Genomic DNA, 15,475 nt, shown 5'->3' with positions numbered 1-15,475 from the left:
ATATGAAACACTAAAAAGGCTTACCAACGGGTGTTCATGTCGATTATCAGTACGTGGCAAACAAAGTGTTTGAAACAATTGCCATGGCAAAAGTATCGACATCTGCCGAAGAAGCACGTGAAAATAACTTCCTGAACTTTGCAGACGGTATCAGTGTAAATGCTGATCACTTAATCTATGATGCGAAACAAGTTGCACTTTCGCTATATGAAAACAACTACAAAGCACCTCTTCGTAAAAAAGTACCGGTAACCGGCGAGTCAGGATATGCAACGCTGTTACTTGGAGCTGAAGGAATGTTCCTTTCAGGTTTCATCAGCGATCATGATTTAAAAATTGCGAAGAAATTAGCCTACGTGCTAGCAGGAGGAAAAGTGCCTTACGGTACTTTGGTCGATGAACAATATTTGCTCGATTTAGAACGTGAAGCATTTTTAAGTTTAGTAGCTGAACCAAAATCTCAAGCGAGAATGCAGCACATGTTAGTGAAAGGAAAGCCACTTCGTAACTAAGCGTACGAAGCGGCAATGAGGAGGAGAACTTATGCGCGAAGCAGTTATTGTAGCAGGTGCCAGAACACCTGTAGGGAAAGCGAAAAAAGGCTCCCTTGCAACAGTGAGACCAGATGACTTTGGTGCATTGGTTGTAAAAGAAACGTTAAAAAGAGCGGGCGGTTATGATGGTCCGATTGACGATTTGATTTTAGGCTGTGCAATGCCTGAAGCGGAACAGGGGATGAACGTTGCCCGTAATATAGGTGCACTGGCAGGACTTTCAGATACAACACCAGCGATTACTATCAACCGCTTCTGTTCTTCAGGTCTGCAATCAATCGCTTATGCAGCAGAACGCATTATGCTTGGTCACTCTGAAGCAATCATTGCAGGTGGTGTTGAATCGATGAGTATGGTTCCGATGATGGGAAATACAATTCGTCCTAACGCAACACTTGCAGAAACAGCACCTCAATACTATATGGGGATGGGGCATACTGCTGAACAAGTGGCAATGAAGTTTGGCATTACCCGCGAAGACCAGGATGCTTTTGCTGTACGCTCACATGAGCTTGCAGCTGCAGCCATCGCGGCAGGTAAATACAAAACAGAAATTGTACCAGTAGAAATTCTGAAAAGATATATTGATGAAAATAACAAACCACAAGAAAAGAAAATCATGTTCGAAATGGATGAAGGCGTTCGTGTTGGGACGAACATGGAGACTCTGGCAAAACTTCGTCCGGTATTCAACGCACGTGGGACTGTAACTGCAGGAAATGCATCTCAAACTTCTGATGGTGCAGGTGCAGTGCTTGTCATGGATCGTGAAGTAGCTGAAACGCAAGGACTAAAACCACTAGCTAAATTCCGATCATTTGCGGTTGGCGGGGTTCCACCAGAAGTCATGGGAATTGGACCGATTGTAGCGATTCCAAAAGCGTTGAAGCTAGCGGGTCTTTCAATTGAAGACATTGATTTATGGGAATTGAACGAAGCATTCGCATCGCAATCGATTCAAGTAATTCGTCATTTAGGAATCGACATCAATAAAGTGAATGTCAATGGTGGTGCCATAGCACTTGGACATCCACTTGGTGCTACAGGTTCGATTTTAACGCTGAAAATGATTCATGAATTAAAACGTCAAGGCAAGCAATTTGGCGTTGTCACGATGTGTATCGGCGGAGGCATGGGTGCAGCTGGCGTATTTGAGATTCTTTAATAGAATTATTGAAAAAATAGGAGGGAAACAAAATGACGAAGACGATTGCAAATGTAATTAAAGGCGGAAGCTTTTTAGTGGAAGATGTAGCACTTGATCGCGTCTTTACACCGGAAGACTTTACAGATGAACATAAAATGATTGCTAAAACAACAGAGGATTATGTTACACATGAAGTGGTGCCAGTCATTGAAAACTTGGAACATCATGAGTTTGAGCATTCTGTAAGACTATTAAAATCAGCTGGTGACTTAGGTTTACTAGGTGCAGACGTGCCTGAAGAATACGGCGGTCTGGCATTGGATAAAGTTTCATCTGCACTAATTGCAGAGAAAATGTCGCGTGCAGGTGGTTTCTCCATTACTCACGGTGCACACGTTGGAATTGGATCATTACCAATTGTACTTTTTGGGWATGAAGAACAAAAACAAAAATATTTGCCTAAACTCGCCACTGGCGAACTAATTGCCGCTTACGCGCTAACAGAGCCAGGTTCAGGTTCGGATGCTTTAGGTGCTAAAACTTCTGCCAAGTTAAATGCAGAAGGTACGCACTATGTATTAAATGGAGAGAAACAATGGATTACAAACGCTGGTTTTGCGGATGTATTTGTTGTGTATGCAAAAATTGACGGAGAACAATTCTCTGCTTTCATCGTAGAACGTGAATTCTCAGGCGTTTCAGTAGGCGCGGAAGAGAAGAAAATGGGGATTAAATCTTCTTCGACACGTACTTTAATTTTACAGGATGCACAAGTGCCGGTTGAAAACTTACTTGGGGAAGTTGGCCGTGGCCACGTTATTGCATTCAATATCTTGAATATTGGTCGTTACAAATTGGGAGTGGGTACAGTTGGTGCATCCAAACGTGCTTTTGAATTGGCTGTTGCCTATTCGAACCAACGTCAACAATTTRAAACACCGATTTCTTCTTTCAACTTAACAAAAGAAAAGCTTTCAACAATGGCATCCAAATTATATGCTTCGGAAAGTTTGATTTATCGTACGGTTGGTTATTTTGAAGACCGCATGAGTCAATTGAGTCCTGAAGAGCAAAAAGATGGCAAAGCTATTGCTGCTTCTATTGCGGAATATGCTATTGAATGTTCAATCAACAAAGTGTTCGGCACAGAAGTATTGGATTATATTGCGGATGAAGCAGTTCAGTTGCATGGCGGTTACGGCTTCATGCAAGAGTATGAAGTAGAGCGCATCTATCGTGACTCCCGCATTAACCGTATTTTCGAAGGCACAAATGAAATCAATCGTTTGCTGGTACCTGGTACGTTCTTGCGTAAAGCTATGAAAGGTGAACTTCCACTTCTTCAAAAAGCACAAGCGCTTCAATCAGAATTGTTAATGATGATGCCAGAAGAAATTGAAGATGCACCATTAGCTCAAGAAAAAGTATTGGTGCAAAATGCTAAAAAAATCGGCTTGCTAGCTGCAGGTTTAGCGGCTCAACGTTACGGTACAAAACTTGAAACTGAACAAGAAGTATTGACAAACATTGCGGACATCGTGAACAATCTATTCGCAATGGAATCAGCTGTTCTGCGTTCAGAGAAAGCAATCCAGCGTGACGGTGTTGATAAAGCGAACCAAAAACTTCTATACACTCAAATCTTCTGTCAGGAAGCTTTTGAATGTATCGAAAAAGATGCGAAAGAAACATTGATTGCTGCAGTTGAAGGCGATAACTTACGCATGATGCTTTCTGCACTGCGTAAATTGACTCGCTCTACTCCTTATAATGTAATTGCCAAAAAACGTGAAGCTTCGGTTAAATTGATTGACGCTGTGAAATACGTAGTTTAATAAAATTTCGATATTTGACCCTATTATTGAACAAGGCGAAGTGCTTCTGCCACTTCGCCTTGTTTGTATTTTAAGAAAACTATTAATACTAAAAATCACCGATAGGTTCTTCGATGAACCTAAGGAGAACTTCCTTCAAAACTGGAAATAAACAAGTGAAAATATTTGATTGACGCAAAGAAAAACGTAGAATAAAAAATCCGAACGCTTCTGATGAGGTGTTCGGATTTATTTTTTGATAGACTGGTTAAAATGATGATAAGGAGGTTTAATGATGGCTATTACGTATTATGGATATCCGAAATGTAGTACTTGCAAAAAGGCTAAAGCATGGTTGGATGCCGAAGGTCTTACGTATCATGATGTACATATTGTAGAAACTCCCCCTTCAAAGGAAGAGTTGAAAAAGATCGTAGAGACAAGTGGGTTGCCGCTTAAGAAGTTTTATAACACGAGTGGAATGAAATACAGGGAGCTTGGTTTAAAAGATAAACTGCCGACGATGTCAGATGAAGAACAATATGAATTGCTTGCTTCAGACGGGATGCTCATTAAGAGACCCCTTGTGACGGACGGCTTGAAAGCCACAGTAGGTTTTAAGGAGTCGGATTTTACTGTGAATTGGAAAAGCTGATTTTCTGTTCTTGTTTTTAAGGAAAGATTATGTCAAACTGAAGTTGAATATATTACATATTTGGAGGGGTATTAATGAGCACACCAAAAGAATTACGCTACTCTGAGGAACACGAATGGGTTAAAGTTGAAGATGGAAAAGCACGCATCGGCATCACTAACTTCGCTCAATCTGAGCTTGGTGATATTGTATTCGTAGAACTTCCACAAGTAGGCGACGAAATCAAAACGAACGAACCATTTGGCAGTGTTGAATCTGTTAAAACAGTTTCTGAGCTATACGCACCAATCAGTGGTAAAGTAGTTGAAGTGAACAGCGGATTGGAAGACAGTCCTGAATTCGTGAATGAATCTCCATACGAGAATGCATGGATGATCGTTGTAGAACCTACAGATTTGTCTGAAGTGGACTCATTAATGACGGCTGAGCAATACGAAGAAATGACACAAGAGTAATATCGTTAGTTGAACGCCGACATTTGTTCGGCGTTTTTTGCATATGTCGATTATAACAGCGAGTTTAAAACGGGATATTGAAAAGAGTGGCAATGGTTGTGATCGGGAAGAGTTGCAACCTGATGGACTCCGTTTCAAGAAAACTTTTTAAACAATCTTTTATGTCAGTACAGCCAGGAGTGATCCCATGCCAATAGATAAAGTCATAATTGTAGAAGGTCGATCAGATAAACAGCGGATTCTGCGACTTATTGCAGAGCCAGTTGAAATTATCTGCACGAACGGAACAGTCAGCCCCACGCGATTGGAAGAAATATTAGCCCCCTACGATCAGTTGGAGATTTATGTATTTGTCGATGCTGATAAGTCCGGAGAGAAATTACGTGCGCTCATTAAACGTGAATTTCCCGAAGCACTTCATTTATATACTGATCCAGCCTACCGAGAAGTTGCGACTACACCAATGAAAGTTCTAGCGACTGTGTTGCTCGGAGCGAATATCGATGTTAAAGCGGAATTTATTGCCTAAAGGATGAATACAATGAAAGAATGGACGCGAGCGGAGTGGGAAAATCATTCTCAAAACGCAAAGAGGGCAGCTTATTATTTATATACGCCCATGTGTGGAACTTGCCAAGTTGCCTCAAAAATGATGGACGTTGTGGAAGAACTTTTGCCAGATTTGCAAATAGGGAAAGCAAACTTGAACTATGTAGAAAGTTTAGCGGTCGATTATCAAATCCAAAGCGTCCCTTGTTTACTCATTGCGGAAAATGGTCAAATAGTTGAAAAAGTTTATGCTTTTCAATCAGTTCCCTATCTATATAATCGTTTGCAAAAAAAAAATTGACGTTCGCATTTGAACGTGTTACATTATCATTCGTAACTAAAAACTTAATATCGTAAACTCTTATAAAGAGAGGCTGAGGGAAGTGCCCTATGAAGCCCGGCAACCGTCACAATTTGTGAAATGGTGCCAAATCACTCAAAGCGAATTCGCTTTGAAAGATGAGAGAACGGTCTAACGTATATAATTGTGCATTAGTCCCTTCTGCTTGTCTGCGGAAGGGATTTTTATTTTTTTAGGATATTTCAATAAAATGATGTTGATATTAAATGAAATGAAAGAGTTTATTTGCGCGCGTTATGCTTGAGTGCAGGTAAGTGGTTTTAAACTTCTTGACTCATGCGAAACATGCAGCCAGTGCAAATGCATGATAAAGAAAACAAATAAAATGGTGTATAAATTCAGAGGTGAAGTGAATATGATTCAATTAAAAAACTTATCAAAACGGTTTGAAACCGGTAATGGACAACTCATAGCGGTAGATGACGTGAATGTGACGATTGATCAAGGCGAGATTTTTGGCATAATCGGTTACAGTGGAGCAGGAAAAAGTACTTTGATCCGATTATTAAATGGCTTGGAAAAACCTACTTCAGGTAGTGTCACTGTAAATGGACACGAAATCTCGTCCAGTTCAGGACAGGATCTTCGTAGTGCAAGACAAAAAGTAAGCATGATTTTTCAACATTTCAACTTACTATGGTCGCGGACAGTCGAGGAAAATATCTCATTCCCACTAGAAATTGCAGGGATTAGCAAAACGCAACGTTCAGAACGAGTTAAAGAATTAATCGAACTAGTTGGATTGACAGGCAGGGAGAAAGCATACCCTTCCCAATTATCCGGCGGTCAAAAGCAACGGGTAGGAATTGCACGTGCCCTTGCCAATAATCCTGAAGTGCTGCTATGTGATGAAGCGACATCAGCACTTGACCCTGAAACAACAGATGCCATATTGGAACTATTGGTAGATATCAACAAACGGTTGGGTTTGACAATTGTCCTGATTACACATGAAATGCATGTCATCCGTAAAATTTGTCATCGGGTTGCAGTCATGGAAGCTGGAAAAGTGGTTGAAATGGGAAGTGTACTTCAAATATTCCAAACTCCTGAACAACCCATTACGAAACGTTTTGTTGCCCAGGTAAATGGTCCGGAGTCAGCCAGCCAGACGATTGCTCATTTGGTAGAGCAATATCCCTCAGGCAAGCTTGTGAAACTAGTTTTTGTCGGAGATAGAACGGAGCAACCGATTCTATCAAGATTAATTAAGCAATATCAAGTAGAAGTTAACATCGTTCAAGGGAATATCGCACAAACTCAAAATGGTGCATATGGAACGTTATATTTACAAATCGATGGCGATTCAAATGCCATCAATCAAGCGATTGATTATTTACATGGACAAGATGTTCATACGGAGGTGATTTCACATGATTGAAAACCTTCTACCGAATGTGGATTGGGAAAAAATGTGGGAAGCCACACTTGAAACGTTATATATGACTTCAATGGCTACCGTTTTAACTTTCATAATCGGACTTGCACTTGGAATTTTGCTGTTTGTAACTAGCCCTCGTCAATTATGGGCAAATAAAATAGTGTACTGGTTAACAGGGGCGTTCGTTAATATTTTCAGATCCATCCCGTTTATCATCTTAATTATTTTGTTGATTCCGTTTACTAAATTCCTACTCGGTACGATTCGTGGGGCAAATGCTGCATTACCGGCACTAATCATAGGTGCAGCACCATTTTATGCCCGCATGGTCCTGATTGCATTACGTGAAATAGATAAAGGTGTAATTGAAGCTGCTCGCTCAATGGGCGCTAAAACTTCCACAATCATTTGGAAAGTGCTTCTTCCAGAGTCCATGCCTGCATTAATCTCAGGACTGACCGTTACAGCAATTGCCCTTGTAGGTTATACCGCGATGGCAGGAATTATTGGAGCGGGCGGTCTTGGAACACTCGCATTTTTAGATGGCTTCCAACGCAGTAGGGGAGATGTAACAGTTGTTTCCACAATTATCATTTTACTAATTGTCTTTATCATCCAATGGGTGGGAGATTCGATCACAACAAAAACAGACAAACGTTAAGGTGCTTTCGGGTGAAAGCTCGATCAAATAAACAAAAAAAGGGAGAGAAAATGATGAAGAAATTTGTAGCAGGAATTTTATTATCGGCAAGTGCAATCACTCTAGCGGCATGTGGAGGAGGAGCTGGCTCATCATCAGGTGGAGACAGTAAAGAACTTGTAGTGGGAGCATCTAACATACCCCATTCAGAAATTTTGGAACAAGCAAAACCGTTGCTTGAAGAAAAAGGTATTGAACTTAAAATTGAAACTTACCAAGATTACATTTTACCGAATGAGGATTTGGAAAATGGCGATTTGGATGCAAACTACTTCCAGCACATTCCTTACTTCGAAGCTCAAATGGCCGATCATGGCTATGATTTTGCCAATGCTGGCGGTATCCATATTGAGCCAATCGGTGTGTACTCAAAAAAATATAAGTCTCTGGATGAACTTCCTGAAGGAGCAACGATACTGATTAGTAATTCAGTTGCTGACCATGGTCGTATCCTATCTATGTTGGAAGCTGAGGGTCTAATCACATTAAAAGAAGGCATTGATAAGACAACAGCAGAAGTAAAAGATATTGTAGACAATCCGAAGAACTTGGAATTTGATGCAGAATACGAAGCGGCACTTCTTGTACAAATGTACGAAAATGAAGAAGGCGATGCGGTGTTAATCAACTCAAACTACGCAATCGACGCTGGGTTGAACCCATTGGAAGATTCAATCGCTATTGAAAACTCAGAATCTCCATACGTAAATATCATTGCTGTAAAAGCTGGTAATGAAAAAAATAAAGAAATTAAAGCATTAGTTGAAGTATTGAAATCTAAAGAAATTCAAGATTTCATTTTAGATGAATGGGGCGGTTCGGTCGTTCCAGTTAAATAAAGTAATCCTATGGACGCCGGGAAACCGGCGTCTTTTCTATTTCTTGGAAGATGATACTTAGTCACCCAGTAAATTGAAGATTGTTTTTTGTAGGAATTATTGGGTGAGACCGATTAAATGGTATTTGATGCCGATTAAATCCAAGACAATGCCGATTAAATTTCATTTTACTCCAAATTAAATGAGTGTCATACCGAGTTAGGATTTAATCCAAACGATGATTATATTAATGATTGTACATTACATAGCACAGGATAGTTTTGAATTGGCAACAAATATAAATGGAGATGAGGCATCACCATGTTAATCGTGAATCGACTTTCACGTGAAAAAACTAATGAAAGTAGCTCTTTGGAATCATAATTTTCAATGTGTTCCGACTATTTTGTATAGCCTTTACATTGGGAATATTGTTATGGTAGGATAATGATGCAAATTGACTACATATAAAGGAGATTCAATGATGAAAAAATTATTACTACTACTTACTTCACTTACAATCGTTCTTGCGGCATGTTCATCTGATAAAGAAGAAAAGCCGGAAACAACAACAAACGGAGCAGCAAAGACTGAAGAAAAAGCTAATCCTGCAGCAGATATGATGAAGTTTTATTTATCCATTTCTCAATCAATTAATGAGGTTGATGCTGATTTAAACGCTTTTGAAGATGCAGCGGGTGAAGCTACGCTTCCTGAAGGTGCCGATCTTCAAACGATGAAAGATGCAGCAAAAGCTTCTGCAGACAATACATCAGCAAAAGTAGAGGCGTTGGAAGTTCCTAAAACCTTAACAAAGCAACAAGAAGCAATTAACAGCGCACTTTCTAAAATTCAAGAAGCTTACACAATGAAATCAAAAGCGTTAGCTTCTGAAGGCGAAGTTCAATTAGATGAAGCAAATGCAAAATTCCAGGAAGCTGACAAAGAGTTAAATGCTGTCCTTGAAGAAATCGGTTTGGTTGGTTCAAGTATTTTTAATGAAGTTTCTTTATAAGAAACAAATCATAGCTTGATTTGTTGGATGTTTTCCAAAAAAGTTCTTCCGTTAATTCGGTCGAACTTTTTTTTATTTTGAGCTGATTAAAAATCTCGTTGTAAATTGTACATATGCGCTTGCCGCTTGTTAGGCCTAAGCCAACGTACTGAGATTAACCAGTTAGTCCGTGGAAAACGAATCGATACATACTTTTGTTATAAAACAAAAACAAAAGTTATGAGAGTTTTTGTTTAAAAGTTTGACCTGTGGGTATATATACAAATGTGAAGGATTACAACTTACAACAGTAGGTTGAAAATTTGAAAGGAATGATTCACTATCCAATCACTAGATTTTACCTACACAGAACGTATGGACCAAGCATTCAGAAGCGCACATGGAGTTGGATTGGTTGATTATCAAAATGACGCCGATATACGAATTAGGGTTGAAATGCAACGTGAACATGATCATGAAATTGGCCAACAAATCGCGGCTCGTCTAGAGCGTCAAGCACATTGAGAAGTATAATAAATAGTAGCAAAAGTCAGTGAGCCTAGGTTCATTGGCTTTTTTTTGTCGTTTCTTAGTGAAATCGATTCTCAATTAGATTTGCTTTATTGAAAATGAAAAACAGTGAATGATAGTATATGATAAATCGTGCTGATATTAGTTAATTTCAATTGTGTTAAACGATTTTCATATAAATTAATAGGCCGTTTAAAAGATTTGCAAGGGGTCGATAATTCGGTTAAGATTAGAATGATAATAAATTAAGAATGGGTTTTTCCGTTCATTTATACAATATGGAGGTTATAAAATGTCGACTTTAGTTATTCAAGATCTTCACGTTGCCATTGATGGTAAGGAGATTCTTAAAGGATTGAACCTTACACTTAATACAAACGAAATTCACGCAATCATGGGACCAAATGGTACTGGTAAATCTACTTTAGCTTCAGCAATCATGGGTCACCCGAAATATGAAGTAACTTCTGGTTCAGTCACTTTAGACGGTGAAGATGTACTGGAAATGGAAGTAGATGAGCGCGCTCAAGCGGGTCTTTTCTTAGCAATGCAATACCCAAGTGAAATCACTGGTGTAACGAATGCTGACTTCTTACGCTCAGCAATCAACTCACGTCGTGAAGAAGGTGATGAAATTTCAATCATGAAATTCATCCGTGAACTTGATTCGAAAATGGAATATCTAGAAATGGACCAAGATATGGCTCAACGCTATTTAAATGAAGGTTTCTCAGGCGGAGAGAAAAAACGTAACGAAATTCTTCAATTAATGATGCTTCAACCAAAATTTGCGATTCTTGACGAGATTGACTCTGGTTTAGATATCGATGCACTTAAAGTTGTTTCTAAAGGAATCAACCAAATGCGTGGCGAAGGTTTCGGTTGTTTAATCATCACTCATTACCAACGCTTATTGAACTACATCACGCCTGATCATGTACATGTAATGATGCAAGGTCGTGTAGTGAAATCTGGTGGAGCGGAACTTGCTCATAAACTAGAAGCACAAGGTTACGATTGGATTAAAGAAGAATTAGGAATTGAAGACGAAACTGTAGGTCAAGAAGCGTAAGGAGGAGACATACACATGACGGTTGAAACAAAATTGGCATTAACCGAACAAGATGTACGCTCCTATTCAACGGCGAAGCAAGAACCGTCTTGGTTTGCTGAATATCGTGTACAAGCTTTATTAGCGGCAGAAAATCTGCCTATGCCAACACCAGATAAAACGAAAATCGATAAATGGAATTTCACTAACTTCCCAGTTCACGCTGTTGAAAGCAAACCATTTGCTTCACTTGCCGAATTACCGGAAGAAGTGAAAGCCATTGTAAATGATGATCAAAAAAGCGTTTATATTCAACGAAATAATACACCTGCTTTTTTACAAATTTCTGATGAGTTATCAGCACAAGGTGTCATTTTTACAGATATCTTTACTGCTGTACGTGAACATAGCGATCTTGTTCAAAAGTACTTCATGWCAAACGGTGTGAAATCGGACGAGCATAAGCTCGCTAGCTTACATGCAGCGTTGTTAAATGGTGGAGTGTTCGTATACGTACCGAAAAATGTTGAAATCGTTGAACCAATTCAAGTTGTTTTCCTACATGACGATGCTCAAGCTTCTCTATTCAACCACACAATTGTAGTGGCGGATGCGAATAGCTCAGTAACTTATGTAGAAAACTATCTTTCAACTGTTCCCGAATCAGCAGGACTTGTAAACATTGTTTCTGAAGTATTTGCTGAAGACAATGCCCGCATTACTTATGGTGCGGTAGATGTCCTTGCTAAAGGCGGTACAACGTATGTTAACCGTCGAGGCATTGTTAATCGTAATGCACGAATAGAGTGGGCTCTTGGTTTGATGAATGACGGCGATACAATTTCTGAGAACGTTACACACTTGGTGGGTGACGCATCTTATGGCGATACTAAAATGGTTGTTGTAGGTCGCGGGAAACAAAAGCAAAACTTCACGACTAAAATCATTCATTGGGGCAAACACTCCGAAGGATACATTTTGAAACACGGCGTTATGAAAGATGAAGCTTCTTCTATTTTTAACGGAATTGGCAAAATCGAATATGGTGCAACTAAATCAAATGCTGTTCAAGAATCGCGTGTTTTGATGTTAAATGAAAAAGCACGTGGGGATGCAAACCCAATTCTATTGATTGACGAAGATGATGTTACAGCAGGACATGCAGCTTCCGTAGGTCGTGTAGACCCACTTCAACTTTACTATTTGATGAGTCGTGGTATTTCGAAGCAAGATGCAGAACGACTAGTAATTCATGGTTTCCTTGCGCCAGTTGTAAACGTATTGCCAATCGAGGGCGTTAAAAAGCAACTGACGGAGGTAATTGAAAGGAAAGTGCGCTAATGATCAGCAAAGACATTCGAAGCTATTTTCCCATATTAAATCAAGAAGTGAACGGCAATCCGCTTGTCTATCTTGATAGTGCAGCGACATCCCAAAAGCCTGTTCAAGTCATTGAAGCATTAAAAAAATATTATGAGTTCGATAATTCAAACGTTCATCGCGGTGTTCATACACTTGGCAATCGAGCGACTGAAAGTTATGAAGGAGCGCGTGAGAAAGTGCGCAACTTCATTTCTGCAAAGTCTACGCAGGAAGTCATTTTCATGCGTGGGACAACAACTGCAATTAATACGGTCGCACAAAGTTATGGTGGAGCAAATGTTGAGGAAGGCGATGAAATCGTCATTACTTACATGGAGCATCATTCAAACATCATTCCATGGCAGCAATTAGCAAAGGAAAAAGGTGCGGTATTAAAATACGTAGATTTAGAAGAAGACGGTACCCTTTCTTTGGATAAAGTACGTGCAACAGTTACCCCACGTACGAAAATTGTTTCAATTATGTATGTATCAAATGTTCTTGGCACAATGAATCCAATAAAAGAGATTACACAAATTGCTCACGAAAATGGAGCAATCATGGTAGTCGATGGTGCACAAGCTGCACCTCATCTACGTATCGATGTGCAAGATCTGGACTGCGATTTCTTTGCTTTCTCTGGTCATAAAATGTGTGGTCCGGTCTATATGATTCAACGTGGAAAGAGCTTCCTTGGAAGTTTGAAGGAGGAACTCCGATTATTGCGGGTGCGGTCGGATTAGCCGCAGCTATCGATTTCCTGGAAGAAATCGGACTCGATGAAATTGAAAAACATGAGCACGCACTTGCTGCTTATGCGTTGGAACGCATGTCTACAATTAACGGTTTGACAATTTATGGTCCAAAAGATGCAGGAGAAAGAGCAGGAATTGTTACTTTCAATTTAGATGATGTACATCCACACGATGTAGCGACTGTTCTCGATATGAACGGAATTGCAGTTCGTGCGGGACATCATTGTGCACAACCATTAATGAAGTGGCTGCAAGTAACAGCGACTGCACGTGCAAGTTTCTATGTTTACAATTCGGAAGAGGATATTGACCGATTAGTGGCTGGACTTACCACGGCAAAGGAGTATTTTAACGATGTCTTTTAATAATTTAGATCAACTTTATAGAACTGTGATTATGGATCATTACAAAAAGCCTCGCAATAAAGGGACATTAGAGGACAGTGTCACAATCGATATGAATAACCCTACATGTGGGGACCGTATTCATTTGACTTTGCAAGTAGCTGATGGTGTCGTACAAGATGCCAAGTTTGATGGAGAAGGTTGTTCCATTTCCATGGCTTCCGCATCCATGATGACGCAAGCTGTAAAAGGCAAGCCGGTGGATGAAGCGCTAAATCTATCCACCATCTTCTCGGATATGATGCTTGGAAAAGAATATGATGACTCTATCGACTTAGGTGATATCGAAGCTCTTTCTGGTGTAGCCAAGTTTCCTGCACGTATCAAATGTGCAACCCTTGCTTGGAAAGCTATGGAAAAAGGTGTAGATAACGAATCACATTCGTAACAGAACGGAGGAAAGATGATGGCTAAAAAAATGCCTGAAATCGGCGATTACAAATATGGTTTCCATGATAAAGACGTGTCTATTTTCCGTTCAAAACGTGGACTGACACGTGAAATCGTTGAAACAATTTCAAATATGAAAGAAGAACCTCAATGGATGTTAGACTACCGTCTAAAATCTTTGGAGTTGTTCTACGCAAAACCAATGCCACAATGGGGTGGAGATTTATCTTCCCTTAATTTCGATGAAATTACGTATTACGTAAAACCATCAGAAGCGACTCAAACTTCATGGGATGAAGTGCCGGAAGAAATTAAACGTACGTTTGATAAACTAGGTATTCCTGAAGCAGAGCAAAAGTATTTAGCTGGTGTATCTGCTCAATACGAATCTGAAGTGGTTTACCACAACATGAAACAAGAACTAGAAGATATGGGTATCGTCTTTAAAGATACTGGATCTGCTCTTCGTGAAAACGAAGAACTGTTCAAAAAACATTGGGGTACAGTCATTCCAAACTCGGATAACAAGTTTGCTGCATTGAACTCGGCTGTATGGTCAGGTGGATCGTTCATCTATGTGCCACCTGGTATCAAAGTTGAAACGCCTCTACAAGCTTATTTCCGAATTAACTCAGAAAACATGGGTCAATTCGAACGTACACTTATTATTGTTGATGAAGGCGCACACGTACATTATGTAGAAGGCTGTACAGCTCCTGTTTATACGACGAATTCACTTCATAGTGCGGTTGTAGAAATTATCATCAAAAAAGATGCATATTGCCGTTACACGACAATCCAAAACTGGGCGAACAATGTGTATAACCTAGTAACAAAGCGTGCAGTTTGTGAAGCAAACGCTACGATGGAATGGATTGACGGAAATATCGGTTCTAAATTAACAATGAAATACCCTGCTGTCATCTTAAAAGGTGAAGGTGCACGTGGTATGACATTATCTATTGCTTTAGCTGGTAAAGGTCAACATCAGGATGCAGGTGCGAAAATGATTCACTTGGCTCCAAACACGTCTTCGACAATTGTTTCTAAATCAATTTCGAAACAAGGCGGAAAAGTGACTTATCGCGGAGTTGTACGATTCGGTCCTAAAGCGTCAGGTGCCCGTTCAAATATCGAGTGTGATACATTGATCATGGATAACCTTTCGACATCAGATACGATTCCATACAACGAAATCCTAAACGACAATGTATCTTTGGAACATGAAGCAAAAGTTTCAAAAGTATCTGAAGAGCAATTGTTCTACTTGATGAGCCGCGGCATTTCACAGGAAGAAGCAACTGAAATGATCGTTATGGGCTTCATTGAACCGTTTACAAAAGAATTACCGATGGAATATGCGGTTGAGATGAACCGTTTGATTAAGTTCGAAATGGAAGGCAGTATCGGGTAATAAACGAATTGTGTAGTGCTCACTTTTTGAGTGATTCGTCTATTATTCTGTATGATAATAGTGAAAATTTTTATGAACGATAAAAAGCTGTAGACACATTACAAGTGTCTACAGTTTTTTTTGTAGGTTATCTTCACGGG

Annotated in this window: 15 protein-coding genes, 2 pseudogenes and 1 riboswitch; all 17 genes and pseudogenes read left to right on the top strand. The window is 39.7% G+C overall.

Annotation, left to right across the window (positions count from 1 at the left end; genetic code table 11):
• Window positions 1-14: 14 nt before the first annotated feature.
• Window positions 15-512: pseudogene (locus tag AC1DSB_RS06065) on the top strand (3-hydroxyacyl-CoA dehydrogenase); the annotation flags it as partial.
• Window positions 513-543: 31 nt separating this feature from the next.
• The gene (locus AC1DSB_RS06060; protein ID WP_477586100.1) at window positions 544-1,719 is read left to right on the top strand and encodes an acetyl-CoA C-acetyltransferase; all 1,176 of its coding nucleotides are present in this window, start codon (window positions 544-546) and stop codon (window positions 1,717-1,719) included.
• A 32-nt stretch (window positions 1,720-1,751) separates the two neighbouring features.
• Complete coding sequence (locus tag AC1DSB_RS06055; RefSeq protein ID WP_477586099.1) at window positions 1,752-3,536, top strand: acyl-CoA dehydrogenase family protein; 1,785 nt, start codon at window positions 1,752-1,754, stop codon at window positions 3,534-3,536.
• Between the two features lie 274 nt (window positions 3,537-3,810).
• Window positions 3,811-4,170 (top strand): arsenate reductase family protein, encoded by a 360-nt coding sequence (locus AC1DSB_RS06050; RefSeq protein WP_477532174.1) that lies wholly within the window; start codon window positions 3,811-3,813, stop codon window positions 4,168-4,170.
• 74 nt (window positions 4,171-4,244) lie between these two features.
• Window positions 4,245-4,625: a glycine cleavage system protein GcvH gene (gcvH, locus tag AC1DSB_RS06045; RefSeq protein WP_016429043.1), complete on the top strand. Its 381-nt coding sequence runs from the start codon at window positions 4,245-4,247 to the stop codon at window positions 4,623-4,625.
• 187 nt (window positions 4,626-4,812) lie between these two features.
• The gene (locus tag AC1DSB_RS06040) at window positions 4,813-5,154 is read left to right on the top strand and encodes a toprim domain-containing protein (protein WP_016429042.1); all 342 of its coding nucleotides are present in this window, start codon (window positions 4,813-4,815) and stop codon (window positions 5,152-5,154) included.
• A gap of 12 nt (window positions 5,155-5,166) precedes the next feature.
• Window positions 5,167-5,475 (top strand): thioredoxin family protein, encoded by a 309-nt coding sequence (locus AC1DSB_RS06035; protein WP_477532173.1) that lies wholly within the window; start codon window positions 5,167-5,169, stop codon window positions 5,473-5,475.
• A gap of 57 nt (window positions 5,476-5,532) precedes the next feature.
• A riboswitch (SAM riboswitch) is annotated at window positions 5,533-5,640 on the top strand.
• 250 nt (window positions 5,641-5,890) lie between these two features.
• Complete coding sequence (locus AC1DSB_RS06030) at window positions 5,891-6,916, top strand: methionine ABC transporter ATP-binding protein (RefSeq protein ID WP_477532172.1); 1,026 nt, start codon at window positions 5,891-5,893, stop codon at window positions 6,914-6,916.
• The gene (locus tag AC1DSB_RS06025; protein ID WP_016429039.1) at window positions 6,909-7,577 is read left to right on the top strand and encodes a methionine ABC transporter permease; all 669 of its coding nucleotides are present in this window, start codon (window positions 6,909-6,911) and stop codon (window positions 7,575-7,577) included. The genes AC1DSB_RS06030 and AC1DSB_RS06025 overlap by 8 nt, the downstream gene beginning before the upstream one ends.
• A 53-nt stretch (window positions 7,578-7,630) precedes the next feature.
• Window positions 7,631-8,455, top strand: coding sequence for a MetQ/NlpA family ABC transporter substrate-binding protein (locus tag AC1DSB_RS06020; RefSeq protein ID WP_477532171.1), 825 nt, complete (start codon window positions 7,631-7,633; stop codon window positions 8,453-8,455).
• A gap of 463 nt (window positions 8,456-8,918) precedes the next feature.
• Window positions 8,919-9,449: a hypothetical protein gene (locus tag AC1DSB_RS06015; RefSeq protein ID WP_477532170.1), complete on the top strand. Its 531-nt coding sequence runs from the start codon at window positions 8,919-8,921 to the stop codon at window positions 9,447-9,449.
• A 354-nt stretch (window positions 9,450-9,803) separates the two neighbouring features.
• Window positions 9,804-9,953, top strand: a complete 150-nt coding sequence (locus tag AC1DSB_RS06010) for a YuzK family famiily protein (protein ID WP_477586096.1) — start codon at window positions 9,804-9,806, stop codon at window positions 9,951-9,953.
• A 298-nt stretch (window positions 9,954-10,251) separates the two neighbouring features.
• Complete coding sequence (gene sufC, locus AC1DSB_RS06005; RefSeq protein ID WP_477532168.1) at window positions 10,252-11,031, top strand: Fe-S cluster assembly ATPase SufC; 780 nt, start codon at window positions 10,252-10,254, stop codon at window positions 11,029-11,031.
• Between the two features lie 15 nt (window positions 11,032-11,046).
• Window positions 11,047-12,351: a Fe-S cluster assembly protein SufD gene (gene sufD / locus AC1DSB_RS06000; RefSeq protein ID WP_477586094.1), complete on the top strand. Its 1,305-nt coding sequence runs from the start codon at window positions 11,047-11,049 to the stop codon at window positions 12,349-12,351.
• Window positions 12,351-13,492, top strand: a pseudogene (locus tag AC1DSB_RS05995) (cysteine desulfurase). The gene sufD and the pseudogene AC1DSB_RS05995 overlap by 1 nt, the downstream one beginning before the upstream one ends.
• A complete protein-coding gene (gene sufU / locus AC1DSB_RS05990) occupies window positions 13,482-13,919 on the top strand; it encodes a Fe-S cluster assembly sulfur transfer protein SufU (protein WP_477547431.1) in 438 nt (145 codons plus the stop codon). The pseudogene AC1DSB_RS05995 and the gene sufU overlap by 11 nt, the downstream one beginning before the upstream one ends.
• Window positions 13,920-13,937: 18 nt before the next feature.
• Window positions 13,938-15,335 (top strand): Fe-S cluster assembly protein SufB, encoded by a 1,398-nt coding sequence (gene sufB, locus AC1DSB_RS05985; RefSeq protein WP_016429032.1) that lies wholly within the window; start codon window positions 13,938-13,940, stop codon window positions 15,333-15,335.
• Window positions 15,336-15,475: the final 140 nt, after the last annotated feature.

Source organism: Paenisporosarcina sp. P4_E4_2 (assembly GCF_056401595.1).
This window is presented reverse-complemented; position numbering and strand designations above follow the sequence as displayed.

What these genes read in the sequence shown, in the direction of transcription:
- AC1DSB_RS06060 (WP_477586100.1), top strand. Translation starts at nt 544, where the DNA reads ATGCGCGAAGCAGTTATTGTAGCAGGTGCCAGAACACCTGTAGGGAAA.
- AC1DSB_RS06050 (WP_477532174.1), top strand. Translation starts at nt 3,811, where the DNA reads ATGGCTATTACGTATTATGGATATCCGAAATGTAGTACTTGCAAAAAG.
- gcvH (WP_016429043.1), top strand. Translation starts at nt 4,245, where the DNA reads ATGAGCACACCAAAAGAATTACGCTACTCTGAGGAACACGAATGGGTT.
- AC1DSB_RS06040 (WP_016429042.1), top strand. Translation starts at nt 4,813, where the DNA reads ATGCCAATAGATAAAGTCATAATTGTAGAAGGTCGATCAGATAAACAG.
- AC1DSB_RS06035 (WP_477532173.1), top strand. Translation starts at nt 5,167, where the DNA reads ATGAAAGAATGGACGCGAGCGGAGTGGGAAAATCATTCTCAAAACGCA.
- AC1DSB_RS06030 (WP_477532172.1), top strand. Translation starts at nt 5,891, where the DNA reads ATGATTCAATTAAAAAACTTATCAAAACGGTTTGAAACCGGTAATGGA.
- AC1DSB_RS06025 (WP_016429039.1), top strand. Translation starts at nt 6,909, where the DNA reads ATGATTGAAAACCTTCTACCGAATGTGGATTGGGAAAAAATGTGGGAA.
- AC1DSB_RS06020 (WP_477532171.1), top strand. Translation starts at nt 7,631, where the DNA reads ATGAAGAAATTTGTAGCAGGAATTTTATTATCGGCAAGTGCAATCACT.
- AC1DSB_RS06015 (WP_477532170.1), top strand. Translation starts at nt 8,919, where the DNA reads ATGAAAAAATTATTACTACTACTTACTTCACTTACAATCGTTCTTGCG.
- AC1DSB_RS06010 (WP_477586096.1), top strand. Translation starts at nt 9,804, where the DNA reads ATGGACCAAGCATTCAGAAGCGCACATGGAGTTGGATTGGTTGATTAT.
- sufC (WP_477532168.1), top strand. Translation starts at nt 10,252, where the DNA reads ATGTCGACTTTAGTTATTCAAGATCTTCACGTTGCCATTGATGGTAAG.
- sufU (WP_477547431.1), top strand. Translation starts at nt 13,482, where the DNA reads ATGTCTTTTAATAATTTAGATCAACTTTATAGAACTGTGATTATGGAT.
- sufB (WP_016429032.1), top strand. Translation starts at nt 13,938, where the DNA reads ATGGCTAAAAAAATGCCTGAAATCGGCGATTACAAATATGGTTTCCAT.